This window comes from Trichocoleus desertorum ATA4-8-CV12 (genome assembly GCA_019358975.1).
GTDB lineage: Bacteria > Cyanobacteriota > Cyanobacteriia > FACHB-46 > FACHB-46 > Trichocoleus > Trichocoleus desertorum_A.
Genome location: JAHHIL010000082.1, coordinates 1 through 13,085, shown reverse-complemented (window position 1 = coordinate 13,085; position 13,085 = coordinate 1). Strand labels below are relative to the sequence as shown.

Sequence of the window (13,085 nt, the reverse complement as noted above, 5' to 3'; positions counted from 1 at the left end):
TCCGGTCATCCAGCCGCCAATTGCCAAGAAGGCGCAGGGGAACAGGAGAATCCCGGACCAGCCGACGAAGACGAAGCGATCGCGTTTGAGCCAGTCGTCGAGGGCGTCGAACCACCCCCGCTCTGCCTGCGCGCGTCCCATTGCTATGGTCATTTCAAATCCTCTTACTATTGCAGCAAAAAGTTTTTTGCCTCAGTGACACTCTTCTCATTATCCAAGGTTAGAGAAGTTTCTACCTGGCATTGAGCAAGTTGCGAGTTTGCAGTTTAACGTCGGCCAATATGCTGGCTGAGGTTGAGCCTTAGCCATATTAGTTCTCGCTTACCCTGTCTAGGCAACCGACATACGATCCTGAGATAGGAGTTAACGTTTCTATATGATAGAAAATATCAGGATTTTTACAATCTGACACGTACTCTCTCAGCAATCTTTGGCTCTTAGACCGCTTAACTCATACTATAGGGTGGTGGGATTAGATAATTCCAGTGTGGAGTTCCACTTTTTTAATTTTTGCGAATTTATATTGAGCGAGTCGCATGACTGCACAAGCTGCTTCCAAAGGTAATCTCGTCCTACGTCAACCGATTCTAGGATCTCGTCGTTTCAGTAATTACTGGTGGGCCACCGTTGTCTCGATTGGTGGCACTGGATTTGCTTTGTCTGGTCTCTCTAGTTATCTCAAAGTCAATCTCCTGCCCGTGTCCGATCCCACACAGCTCGTTTTTGTTCCTCAAGGATTGGCCATGAGTTTCTATGGAGTGGCAGCTTTGCTACTCGCATCCTACCTGTGGCTCGTCATCATTGCGGATGTAGGGGCAGGTTATAACGAATTCAATCGAGACACAGGTACCGTGAAAATCTTTCGTTGGGGCTTCCCCGGAAAGAACCGCCGCATTGAGATTAACTGTCCCATCTCGGATGTCCAATCGGTGCGAGTTGATCTCAGAGAAGGACTCAACCCCCGTCGTGCTCTTTTTCTAAAGCTCAAGGGCCGTAATGACATCCCGCTGACACGGGTGGGTGAACCTTTGCCATTAGCTGAGCTTGAGAATCAAGGCGCTGAGTTGGCTCGCTTCTTGAATGTGCCCTTAGAAGGGCTGTAGTGATTTGCTTCGGCTTTCATCGCAACCATCCCTGCTCTTGATTAAGATTTGGTATTCCATCAGACATTTGGAGGGGTTGCCACCTCTGTTGAGAGAAGGGATCGTCGCATGAGATGATAAGTGGCTCCGGTTGAGTAGGTAATTGAACATGCAGATGCGGCGTTGGTTAGTGTCACTTTTAGTGATTAGTGCTTTGGTAACAGGAGGATGTTCACCCCAAGAAACATCCCCCTCACCCTCTGACGGTTCATCTGCTGAAACTACTCCTACGGCAACGACGACCCCAGTTGCCAGCCCTCAGCCTGCTAACCTCCCTCGTTTAGAGGGCAAAGCGACAGTAGAACTGATCGTCAAAGGCAAGCCGATCACGATGGAAGTAGATGGGACTAATGCTCCCATTACTGCTGGAAACTTTGTTGACTTGGTGCAGCAAGGGGTTTACGACGGTCTAGTCTTTCATCGAGTTATCCGAGAACCACAACCCTTTGTTGCTCAAGCAGGTGACCCGCAAAGTAAAGACCCTAATTTTCCTTTAGAACAGCTAGGGACAGGGGGCTTTGTAGACCCTGCGACAGGCCAACCTCGCAATATTCCTTTAGAGATTAAGCCTGAGGGAAGTGCTTCCCCGGTTTATGGCAAAACCCTCGATACTGCTGGCATTGCTGCTCCACCTCAGCTCAAGCACACCCGTGGGGCTGTGGCGATGGCTAGGGCGTCTATTCCCGACTCTGCTTCTTCCCAGTTCTATATCGCTTTGGCAGATCAGCAATTCTTGGATCGCGATTACGCCGTTTTTGGTTATGTGACTCAGGGCATGGATGTGGTGGATAAGATCCAGCAAGGCGATCGCATTGAGTCTGCCAAAGTCATTAAAGGCGCTGAAAACTTGAAGCAGGGTGGCGCAGCATCAACTCCTAGCCCCTCCCCTTCTCCCCAATAAATCGCTTTTGGTGAGCTAGGTAGCAGGCACAGTGGATGTAGTGGTGACAGGTATGGGCTTGGTGTCTGCGTTGGGTGACACCTTGCAGGCGAGTTGGCAGCAACTCCTGGCAAACCAATCAAGGATTTTGCTACGACAGCCCTTTCCAGAATTAGAACCACGTCCTCTGGCTATGTTGGGCAAGCACCCAGTGGTGCTTAATGACTTAACTCAGCAGGTAGTGGCCGCAGCTTTGCAAGATGCAGGTCTAGCGCCGCCTTTGAGGGAATCTGGGGTCGTGATTGGGTCAAGTCGCAGTTATCAAAGCCAATGGGAGCTACAAGCGCGGCACCGCCTACTGGCGCAGCCCTTACCGAGCGATCCGATCGCTCTCCCTTGGCTGGAAACGTTACCGGGTCAGGTGGCGATCGCGGCAGCTCGGCAAATTGGTAGCTCTGGGCCTGTACTCGCCCCAATGGCGGCTTGTGCAACTGGGATATGGGCGATCGCGCAGGGATTTGAGTTAATACGAGCTGGGCAATGTCAGCGAGTGATTGCGGGAGCTGTGGAGTCTCCAATTACGCCCCTGACGCTGGCTGGTTTTCAACAAATGGGAGCTTTGGCCGCAACAGGGGCTTATCCTTTCGATCGCCGTCGGGAAGGCTTGGTGTTAGGGGAGGGGGCCGCTGTCTTGGTGCTGGAGTCGGCGGAGTTAGCACAACAGCGATCGGCTCTGGTTTATGGCCGCATTTTAGGTTTTGGCTTAACGGCTGACGGCTACCATATGAGTGCCCCTGACCCAAGCAGCCGAGCTGCGATCGTGGCGGTTCAGCAATGCCTCGATCGCAGCCACTTAAGGCCCGAAGCGATTGACTATATCCATGCTCACGGTACAGCTACCCAGCTCAACGATCGCCATGAAGCTAGCTTGATTCAGCAGTTATTTCCCTTAGGCGTCCCAGTGAGTTCCACCAAAGGAGCTACAGGCCATACGCTAGGAGTTTCGGGAGCTTTAGGGGCTGCATTTTGTCTCATGGCTCTCCGACATCAAGTTTTGCCGCCTTGCGTTGGGCTACAAGAACCAGAATTTGATTTGGGTTATGTAACAGAAGCGAGCGATCGCCCCCTCCAACACGCGCTGTGTTTTAGTTTTGGGTTTGGTGGTCAAAATGCGGTTGTTGCGTTTGGTCGGTAAATTTTACGGGTGATGTCAAATCGACCCATTTAGGTCTTACGAGAGTGATGCGTAAAGCCCCCGTGTTTCAACCGGGGGATATCAGCGAATAGCCGAATTTATTCGGCAGTGTCCTCCTTCGGGGGATTGGGTAGCCGATCAATCCAGTCCTCAACCAACTGTGTCATGGTTTTCTTTCTCACTTTTGCCACCTGCCGTAGTTTCTGAAGCCTTGTCTCTTCAACCCTGATATTGAGCGTCTCTTTCATTTGATGTCTATGCAATGCCTATACTAATAAGCTATCATAGAACTTATGAAGACACTGAAGTTCAAGCTCTATCAGCACAAGCGCAACCGCTATCTCAAGCGGACGATTAATGCTGCTGGAGTGATATACAACCACTGCATTGCTCTCCACAAACGCTACTACCGGATGTGGGGTAAGCATTTGAGTTGTGCCAAACTTCAATCTCATATTGCCAAGCTACGGAAGCGTAAAGCGTTCTGGCAGTGGGTTGGCTCTCAAGCGGTGCAGGATGTCTGCCAACGCATTGAGAAAGCATATCAACTGTTTTTTAAGCACCACAAACAAGGAGTTAGACCGCCCGGATTTAAGAAGGTCAAAAAGTATAAGTCATTCACCCTCAAGCAAGCGGGCTACAAGTTCTTGGGTGGCAATCGCGTCAAGATTGGAGAGCGGGTCTATCAATACTGGAACTCTAGGGAGATTGAGGGCAAAGTCAAGACTCTGACCATTAAGCGCACTCCTTTGGGTGATTTGTTCATGGTTGTGGTCGTAGACGCAGGCCAATACCCTGAACCAGAAGTCGCGCCGAGTCGTATCGCGGGCTTTGATTTTGGGTTGAAGTCGTTCCTCACTTGCTCTGAGGGCTTCAGTATTGAATCACCCCAGTTCTTCAAGCAGTCGCTAGCTGCCATTCAGAAGGCTAGCCGTCACCACTCCCGCAAACGCAAAGGCTCTCAGGGTCGTGAAAAAGCTCGGCTCAACTTGGCCCGCAGGCATGAGGATATCGCTAATCGTAGACGGGACTGGTTCTGGAAGTTGGCACACAAGCTGACTGAGCAATTTGATGTGCTGTACTTCGAGACACTAAACCTCAAGGGAATGCAGCGTCTTTGGGGACGAAAGGTGAGTGATCTAGGATTCCGCGAGTTCCTGCAAATTCTCGAATGGGTCGCCATCAAAAAGGGCAAGCACGTCGCCTATATCGACCGTTGGTTTCCCAGTTCTAAGACCTGCTCAAAGTGTGAACATGTTTTGGAATCGCTGGAACTCTCAACCAGACAGTGGCGTTGCCCTTCGTGTCAGTCGGTGAATGACCGCGATGACAACGCCGCAGTGAATATCAAACAGGTTGGGATCTCAACCTGGGGATTAGGGGATGTCAGTCAGGCTCAGCTTGCAATCTCTGTCTGAGTCTCGAATCCCCGTTCTTTAGAGCGGGGAGTAGATCAACGTTATGTGCATTGCCCCGCTCTAATCTTGAGTTCACTGCCATGACCCTAACCGAGCAAATTCTCGCTACTTTGCCTGGAGATGCCCTAGCAGGGCTACGTCGGGTTGATGATTTGTGGCACAAGTTACGCCACCAGCAGCTTCCCACCCCAACAGTTATTCAGCCTAGCCAGGAAGCCTTAGAGTCGGTGGATTGGGATGCCGTGATCTGCGGGGGGACTTTAGGGATTTTTATTGGCGCAGCTTTAGCCCAAAGAGGGTGGCGAGTGGCACTGGTAGAGCGAGGGGCGCTGCGGGGGCGTCAGCAAGAGTGGAATATTTCTCGTCAAGAACTACAAGTCTTTGTAGAACTCGGTTTACTCACCGAAACAGAACTAGAGCAGGCGATCGCGACCGAATACAATCCTGCCCGCATTAGCTTTTTAGGTGGCTCTGACCTCTGGGTGCGGGACATCCTCAATATTGGAGTTGATCCAGTTTTTTTACTCGATACGCTCAAGTCTCGTTTTCTGGCGAGCGGGGGCAAGCTGCTGGAACACACAGATTTTGAAGGCGCGATCGCCCATCCGAATGGAGTAACTGTCAAAGCGGGGCAAGACCTGAAGACAAGGTTGCTGATTGATGCAATGGGACATTTTTCGCCGATTGTGCAGCAAGCTCGGCAAGGCCAAACTCCAGATGGTATCTGTTTAGTGGTTGGCACTTGTGCCCAAGGTTTTCCTAACAATGAGGCGGGGGATTTGTTGGTTTCATTCACCCCGATCCAAAACCAGTGTCAATATTTTTGGGAAGCCTTTCCTGCCCGTGATGGCCGCACCACTTACCTTTTTACTTACCTAGATGCCCATCCCGATCGCTTCAGCTTAGAAACCTTGTTTGAGGAATATTTTCGCCTCCTACCTGAATACCAACAAGTTGATTTGTCTCAGCTGCAATTTCAGCGAGCTTTATTTGGCCTCTTTCCTTGTTACCAAAACAGCCCTCTCCAACCAGCTTGGCCTCACATTTTGCAGGTGGGAGATAGTAGTGGTGGTCAGTCACCGCTTAGCTTTGGTGGCTTTGGGGCAATGGTGCGCCACTTGGAGCGTCTCACGCATGGGATTCATCAAGCTCTAGAAAGCAACGCCCTCGATCGCAAAGCCTTAGCGCTGCTCCAGCCCTATCAACCCAATGTCTCAGTCACTTGGTTATTCCAAAAGGCCATGAGTGTGGGGGTGAACCAGCCAGTAGACCCGAATCAAATTAATCAATTGTTAGCAGATGTCTTTCAAGAAATGTCTCAACTAGGTGACCCTGTATTACGGCCTTTCTTGCAGGATGTTGTCCGGTTTTCTGCCCTCTCTCGCACCCTACTCAAAACATCTCTCGCCCATCCCAGCTTAGTTGCCAAAATTGTGCCTCAAGTGGGCTTCACCGCTCTCTTAGACTGGACTCGGCACTTCAGCGGCTTAGCCCTCTATAGCGCTTTATATCCCTTAGGCAACGCGATCGCCCCTTGGACCCAAACTTGGACTCCTACCCAGAAATATTATTTTCAACGCTGGCTACAAGCTTGGCAGTATGGCGCTGGAGGGGATTATGAAGCTTAGAAATTTGTGAAAAATTGCTACAACCTCAATCCAGTTAAGAAATTTTGCTGGGCTTTTCCGGTTAGGGAAGCGATCGTCAGGAAGACTTCATTAAATTGCTGCTGTTTTTAGGGGCTTATGACTACATTTATGGTCTAGTAGGCTACCAGCTGAGTTTGTTGTCTCGGAAGTATCGCTCTAGGTCGATCACGATTTGGCATAGGCTCACCCTAGGGTGATAGATGAGATCAGTAGCAAGATATTGGCACATTTTATTCAGACTACCCACACTGAAGGAAACGCTTCAGATTTCCCTTGTAGCGGATTTGCACAGACAACATGAAGAAAGTCCTTTTTATTTTGGGAGAGTTGAGTGATGATGACATCGACTGGATGATCGCCATCTCCGCTCAAGAACGGGTACCAGCAGGCACAATTTTGATTCAGGAAGGCCAATTGATTGATGCTTTATACATCGTCATTGACGGCACTTTGACAGTTTCCGTGGCAGCCTTGGGAGACCGAGAAGTCGCGCAGCTCTCTAGTGGCGAAGTGGTGGGTGAAATGTCTTTTGTGGATGAGCGTCCTCCTTCCGCCACGGTGGCAGCAGCCGTAGATTCCTTAGTGATGACTATTCCCAGAGAGGAACTAGTCACCAAGCTCCAACAGGATGTGGGGTTTGCCTCCCGGTTTTACCGAGCTTTGGCAATTTTTCTGTCAGACCGCTTACGAGGAACTGTTAGCCGATTGGTTTCTGGGAAAGAGCCATCTGCCGAAGAACGCACTGCCCAAGAGAATAGTATGGCCCCCAACATCCGAGATAATTTGGCTTTGGGAGGAACCCGGTTTGACTGGCTGATGAGACGCCTCAGAGGCATAGACGCTCAAACACTTGAGTAAAAGCGGTTCATTGCAGGTTACAAGCACCTGACCACTTCATGAAATAAGGCAAGAATTCATGACGGATCTTCTAGGGGCACGGCAATCTTTCTCCCGCGCGATCGCTCAACCTGATGAGCAGATCAATTTAGCAGAAGCAGCACTTTATATTGCCCAAGAAGAATATCCAGATTTGGATGTAGAAGCTTATTTCAAAGCCTTGGATACAATGGCTGCTGAGGTGGGAAAACGCCTACCAGCGGCACGTTATCCCCTACGGGTGATCCAAGCTATCAATCAATATCTCTACGACGATTTAGGCTTTGTGGGAAACACCGCCGACTACTACGACCCACGCAACAGTTTTTTGAATGATGTGATAGAGCGCCGTACAGGTATTCCGATTACGCTTTCCTTGGTCTACATGGAAGTGGCGAAACGAATTGACTTCCCCTTGGTAGGGGTGGGCATGCCAGGACATTTCTTGATTCGCCCCACCGTTGAGGAAATGGAAGTTTATGTCGATGCCTACCATCGCGGCGAGACTTTGTTTGCCGAAGATTGCCAAAATCGCCTCAATCAAATTTATGGTCGCTCAGTCGAGTTGCAACCTGCCTTTCTCCAGCCGATCGGTCCGCGTCAGTTTCTAGCCAGGATGCTGACCAACCTCAAAATGATTTATCTCAATCGCGACCAGGCCCAGAAGTCTTTAGCCGCGATCGAGCGAATTTTATTGCTGTTTCCCGATAGCCCTCTAGAACTGCGCGATCGCGGCATTTTGCACTACCATGTCGGTGCTGGACCTGAAGCTTACCGAGACTTAAAAACTTACCTTGCCAAGGTGCCGGATGCAGAAGATGCGGCAGCAATTCAGCAACTGCTCGATCGGATTGCTCAAGACCTTGAGGCAAGCTGAATTTGATAAGCACAACGGCGATCGCCTTGGATGATGTGCTCAACTCGCTCTACCGCTACCCCTGACCCTAAAAGAGTTCTAAACATCTCTAACTCAGAACCACACAACTTTTGGCACGTTTGGGCAGCTGCACAGATAGGGCAGTGATTCTCAATCAACAGCCAGCCTGCTTCAGCCTTTACCACCTCCGCCATGTAACCTTCTTGAGTGCGGAGCTGAGCCAGATGTTGCACTGGTTCAGCAATGCCAACCTGAGCGATCCACTCTTGCCAAGTTGGTTCTGCGATCGCCTGTGGTATAGTCTCTGGCAGTTTGGTTGCGTAGGCTTGCAATTGGCGACGAATGCGGTCGGCTAGAAGTTTTTCTAAACCTGCTGTGCCAAATAGGGCTTCGACCCCCAAGAGCAAATCAGTCATGAGGTCAGCATGGCTGTCGGGAAATAATTGCAGCGATCGCTCGGTGAGTTGCCACAGTTTGACTGGACGGCCCAATGGACGACGCTCTTCTTGATAAGTTACCCACTGCTCGGCTTGCAGCACCTGCAAATGTTGGCGTACTGCCATCGGAGAAACTTGCAACTGTTCGGCTAGGGTTGTGGCAGTTTGCGCCCCCTGAGTTTTGAGCAGATGTAAGATTTGATTTTTTGCTTTTTGTTTATCCTCGATTGGTTCTGAAGAAGTTGTCGAAGCACGTTTCATACACTCTGGATTAAGGCCAATGGGCATTGAAGCTTGATTTAGGAAAAAAAGTTAGATCTCAGTGGAGCTACGATGGTATTCGCCTCTAGAATGGGTAGATTGAGATAGCTCTAGATCAATCTACCAGGTTCAACCTCTATCTATGGGTATAAAAATTAACCGCTCCATCCTCTTTATTGTGGCTTGCAGCGCTGTTGGCGTCATTCTGGGAGGAACCGCAAGCTGGGCAGATAGTAGTCGATGTCTGCAATCTGAAACGCCGACTAATACATGCCTAACTCAAGATCCAGCGGTAAAGACAGTAGAAGGCATGAGCAGTGGTTTGCTGGCAGGGGCTGGTGCTGCTCTAGGTGCAACTTTCCATCTCAATCGCAAAGATTAAGCTCAATTACCTTGAATAGCATCCTTGCGGATTAGTTTGGGTAGGAGCGGACTCTTACCTAAACTAACCAAAACATCAAACTGCCAGCAGTCCCCTATTCTAGTCAGTCCAAGTGAAGCACTGCCTCACTAGGTTTCCCCTTTGCTAAAAAAACCTATCAAAACTGATAGTGGTATGTCTGTTTAGCAGAAGCTTTACCCAAGGTTACCCAGAAGCTTAGGGGTACCGCATGGCCTTGAGCGTCCACCTTGACTGCCACCACAATCGGTTGCGAAGCTCGGTTAGCCTGAGCTGCATTGATATTTTGGTTAATCTCATCTCGCTGATCTTCAGGAATGTAATAGCGTTCTAAGCCGTACTGAACCGTGTTATTGCTGATTTGGCCTCGGAGGCTGACCTGATTCTCGGCTAAATTAGCGGGGCGATCGCGGCTAATGCGAATGGCTTGCCAATGCTGTGGTGGTTTAGCATCAGCGGTCTTAGGAGCTTGCAGCACTAGATAAAAAGATCCGCTGGCTACATCCGGATTCATCCTCGCTTGTTTCTCAAACTCGGCCCAGCCCGGAAGCCGCTGCAAGGTACTCATTTGCGAAATGTCATAGTTGAGTGTGACTGAGTAGCCGCGTAAGAGATCGTAAGGGTCCACGGGAACTGTTTTTAGAATGACGGTTCGGCCCGTGATTTGGGTGTACAGGGCTTGAGATGGAATCGCCAGAATTAAAGCGGCTTGGCACACCAAAGGCAGCCAAAACCTCCAGATCGGTAAAGTTCTAGAAGCAGATAGAGTGGTCATGAATTTTCTCCCTCAGTTGGGGTGGGAGTGGCTGAGAGCAGGGGCTGGACGCTGAGGGTACGAACGTAGCGCTCGAACCAAAGCCCAATGGCAATGATACCGATGCCACACAAGAAGAGAACCAAAGACTTAAACACTAAGCCTGTACTGTACTCAAATAGCCGACTCAAAATTTGTAGGCTCAATAAAGTCATGCCAAGCCAAAATATCCGGCGTTGACCAGAGGCAATCCCCTCTCGAATTAGCCCACCCCCTAGGAGAAATAACAGTATATTCACGATTAGGGTGGCGATCGCTGGCATAAATTCCCCCCCTAGGGACAAAAACGGTAGCACAGCGAGGATGGCAATAAAACTGGCCATTACTGGTGTAGAAAGCTCTACAGGACGGTGCGGAGAACGGCTCCTAGCTTGGCGAGCTAAGTATAACCATTCCAGCAGGGCGACTCCTAAGAGCACCGTTACGTTCACCCACAGCGCATTGAATGTCGCTGGGTTTGTGGTGGTGGGGTAGTAAGTAGCTTGTCCATCCCAAAACCAGTGGAATGAGAGCCAGTACAGCAGCACACTCAAAAAGAGCAGTGCTAAGCTACGTGCGAGAAATTGAAAGGGGCGGCGCACCTCTAAGCTGAGGGGTCGATGTTGGCCTCGTTCGGCCCAAAAGGTATCATCGTAGGCCCAGAGCAAAGCGGGAGGTAGGGCAAAGGCGATCGCTAGCGCCCAATTTGTGCCAATTAGCATTCGGCCATAACCAAAAGCTCCAGAGCTTAAGTTGCCTTCAAAAGCTGAGATCAAAGCGATCGCGCCTAGAACAAAAATGACGCGAGAGCGGCACCAATAAGCGAGCGGAACGGTGAGCAGACCAATACAGAGAGGCATGTATTGCAATAACCAGCTTAGCCAAATGCTACCTAGTTCCAGCGTTCTCCAATTAAAGAACGCTTGCCAGTATCCCAGCCCTAGCAGCAGGATAGCTACAACCCCCAAGGAAGTGAGACGTAAGCTATAAGCCATCGCTATAACGCCCAACCCCCACACCAAATAGAGTTCATAGCTGGGGCCGTTTACCTGAAACATCTGAGCCATCAGCGCCAAGTTTGCGCCTAAGACTAGAGCGCCGAGTAGCAGTAGACCTTGGCCTAGCCTTTGCTGCCAGCGCTCTGCACCCGAATCGTAACGCTGCCGCCAGAGGTAAAATCCAGTCGTATTGACCCCCACGAATAAACTAAGCAACAGGGTCATCCTGACGGATCGGGGCCACTCTTGCCAGTTGGCTGCCACAAAGGTAATGGCGGCTAAACCAACTAGAATGCTACCAAGACCAATCAAAACAAGCGTAAAGCGGTTACGAGCCGCCGTTTCTAAGGTGTTGAACTGATAGCGCTCGGCGAGTTGTTGGTACTGAATTGCATCAATTAAACCATCCCTACGCCAGTGTTCCGCTTCCTGACGTAGCTGATATCGAAATTTGTCTGAAGGCATAAAAACCTCCTGCTCAAGCTGACTGATTCAGCCATAAGCAGTTGAGTAAGAGAAGGATGAAAGCACTAAGAACTGACGAGCGATTTTACCGGAATGACCGCAGTCTTAAGCTTATTTTTACTGTGCCATCGGTCGCTCAAACAGCAGGCTCTGCTAGGCCAGATTCTAGACCTCCACAACACAGGAGCCAAAGCTGAGAAAATTTATCTTACGAATTTTTTTTGTTGGACGGCGAGGTAGGTCGATTTGAGGCAGAAGTGTTTGGGGTTTGAGGTCGAGGAGCAGGCGTTTCGGAGTGTAACTGCTGCCGACCATTTCGAATAATGCGTACCATTTCGCTCAGTTGATGTTCCATATCACCCAAGACGCGATCGGCGTAGGCATCTGCGCCTTCTTGGATATCCTCACATTCCGCGATCGCCATTCGTCGCATTTCGTCTAGATCTTGCTGCGCTTGACGACGCATCCGGTCGATTTCAGCCATTGTTTGTTCTTGCATGGCTTCGCATTCTTGCTGAACGTGCTGGCGGATTTGTCGTGCTTCCATCTCTGCTTGTCGAACAATGCCCAATTCATCTAGAATCTGAGCTGCTCGCCGTTCTGCTACCTCAACAAGTTCCTGGGCATACTGCTCGGTTTCCAGCAAAATGTCATCTTTGTGCCGCAGCAGTTCTTCCGCATCTCGGAAAGCAGTCGGTAAGTTGATCCGCACCAAATCCAGTTGGTCGAGCAACTGCTCTTCATCAACAAGTGTGCGACGGCTGAGCGGAATGCGAGGGCTGTCTAGAATCATTTCTTCTAGCCGATTCAGCTCTCGTTGAATATCCACACTTCCCGTCCTTGCAGCATCTCCGTAGGAAGCTACGCTTTGGGATGATCCAGTGTGGAGATTGGATCCATCACGGTCGGGGCTGCTACTGGATGAGTCTTGGCGTAACATCGGCTGTAAATATCTAGAGCAACATGTTTAGGAACGAGATGATCGACAGGACCACCAAATTTGGCAATCTCTTTCACCAGACTACTACTTAGGAAACTGTATTCGTTGGAAGTTGCGAGAAAAACTGTTTCAATCTGGTCAGAGAGAGTTTTGTTTGTGTGGGCCATCTGGAGTTCTTTTTCAAAGTCGGAAAGCACTCTGAGACCCCTTAGTAGCACTTTAGCCTGTCGGAGATGGGCATAAGTCACGGCTAGCCCATCAAAGCTATCCACCCCGACCCCAGGAATATGGCTAGTCGCCAGTCGAATTTGCTCAATCCGCTCCTCTACGGTGAACATGGGCATTTTATTGGGATTGCGCAATACTGCCACAATGACCGTGTCAAAAAGCCTAACCCCTCGCTGAATAATGTCGAGGTGGCCAAAGGTGATGGGATCGAAACTACCGGGGTAGATGGCAATCACAGCAGATGGTAAGAACGGGGCTTGGCAATCTGGAGTGGGGCAATCAAAGCAACAAAGCTTATTTCGCCAAGACTAGAAAATTCACTGGATTCAGTAATAGTAAAGCTTTTTTAGTCTCGTCTGTTGTATTGCTGTGAATAGTTCATTCTCCTGAACAGGAATTATTGATCCACTCCCACGGCTAAAGCGCGTGGGATTCGGGACTCAGGCAAAGATTGCAGGCTGAGCCTGACTGACATCTCCTAATCCCCAGGTTGAGATCCCAACCTGTTTGATATTCACAGCGGCGT

At 50.0% G+C, this 13,085-nt stretch carries 13 protein-coding genes and 1 pseudogene; 8 read left to right on the top strand and 6 right to left on the bottom strand.

Annotation, left to right across the window (positions count from 1 at the left end):
- Positions 1-153, bottom strand: a 153-nt coding sequence (locus KME12_26995; protein ID MBW4491411.1) for a photosystem II D2 protein (photosystem q(a) protein), incomplete at its 3' end; no start/stop codon positions are given.
- 383 nt (positions 154-536) lie between these two features.
- On the opposite strand from KME12_26995, the gene KME12_26990 reads away from it, so the two are divergent.
- The 7 genes from KME12_26990 (at position 537) to KME12_26960 (ending at position 8,037) form a co-directional block, all read left to right on the top strand.
- On the top strand, positions 537-1,103 hold the full coding sequence (locus tag KME12_26990; GenBank protein MBW4491410.1) for a photosystem I assembly protein Ycf4: 567 nt from the start codon (positions 537-539) through the stop codon (positions 1,101-1,103).
- A 148-nt stretch (positions 1,104-1,251) separates the two neighbouring features.
- Complete coding sequence (locus KME12_26985) at positions 1,252-2,043, top strand: peptidylprolyl isomerase (GenBank protein ID MBW4491409.1); 792 nt, start codon at positions 1,252-1,254, stop codon at positions 2,041-2,043.
- Positions 2,044-2,074: 31 nt separating this feature from the next.
- On the top strand, positions 2,075-3,217 hold the full coding sequence (locus tag KME12_26980) for a beta-ketoacyl-ACP synthase (GenBank protein MBW4491408.1): 1,143 nt from the start codon (positions 2,075-2,077) through the stop codon (positions 3,215-3,217).
- Positions 3,218-3,510: 293 nt separating this feature from the next.
- Positions 3,511-4,635, top strand: coding sequence for a transposase (locus KME12_26975; protein MBW4491407.1), 1,125 nt, complete (start codon positions 3,511-3,513; stop codon positions 4,633-4,635).
- An 80-nt stretch (positions 4,636-4,715) separates the two neighbouring features.
- Positions 4,716-6,263 (top strand): FAD-binding oxidoreductase, encoded by a 1,548-nt coding sequence (locus KME12_26970; protein ID MBW4491406.1) that lies wholly within the window; start codon positions 4,716-4,718, stop codon positions 6,261-6,263.
- Between the two features lie 318 nt (positions 6,264-6,581).
- Positions 6,582-7,142, top strand: a complete 561-nt coding sequence (locus tag KME12_26965) for a cyclic nucleotide-binding domain-containing protein (GenBank protein ID MBW4491405.1) — start codon at positions 6,582-6,584, stop codon at positions 7,140-7,142.
- Positions 7,143-7,200: 58 nt separating this feature from the next.
- Positions 7,201-8,037: a SirB1 family protein gene (locus KME12_26960; GenBank protein ID MBW4491404.1), complete on the top strand. Its 837-nt coding sequence runs from the start codon at positions 7,201-7,203 to the stop codon at positions 8,035-8,037.
- Here the strand turns inward: KME12_26960 and KME12_26955 are convergent.
- Entirely contained in the window at positions 8,016-8,735 is a 720-nt protein-coding gene (locus KME12_26955; protein ID MBW4491403.1) for a transcriptional regulator, read from the bottom strand. The genes KME12_26960 and KME12_26955 overlap by 22 nt on opposite strands.
- Before the next feature lie 142 nt (positions 8,736-8,877).
- Here KME12_26955 and KME12_26950 point away from each other — a divergent pair, with 142 nt between their 5' ends.
- On the top strand, positions 8,878-9,117 hold the full coding sequence (locus tag KME12_26950) for a hypothetical protein (protein MBW4491402.1): 240 nt from the start codon (positions 8,878-8,880) through the stop codon (positions 9,115-9,117).
- A 157-nt stretch (positions 9,118-9,274) separates the two neighbouring features.
- Here KME12_26950 and KME12_26945 read toward each other — a convergent pair whose 3' ends face one another.
- The 4 genes and pseudogenes from KME12_26945 to coaD form a co-directional block, all read right to left on the bottom strand.
- Positions 9,275-9,910 (bottom strand): GDYXXLXY domain-containing protein, encoded by a 636-nt coding sequence (locus KME12_26945; protein ID MBW4491401.1) that lies wholly within the window; start codon positions 9,908-9,910, stop codon positions 9,275-9,277.
- Complete coding sequence (locus tag KME12_26940) at positions 9,907-11,391, bottom strand: DUF2157 domain-containing protein (GenBank protein ID MBW4491400.1); 1,485 nt, start codon at positions 11,389-11,391, stop codon at positions 9,907-9,909. Before KME12_26940 ends, KME12_26945 begins: the two co-directional genes overlap by 4 nt.
- A 298-nt stretch (positions 11,392-11,689) precedes the next feature.
- A pseudogene (locus tag KME12_26935) lies at positions 11,690-12,184 on the bottom strand (hypothetical protein).
- Between the two features lie 68 nt (positions 12,185-12,252).
- Positions 12,253-12,795, bottom strand: coding sequence for a pantetheine-phosphate adenylyltransferase (gene coaD, locus KME12_26930; GenBank protein ID MBW4491399.1), 543 nt, complete (start codon positions 12,793-12,795; stop codon positions 12,253-12,255).
- Positions 12,796-13,085: the final 290 nt, after the last annotated feature.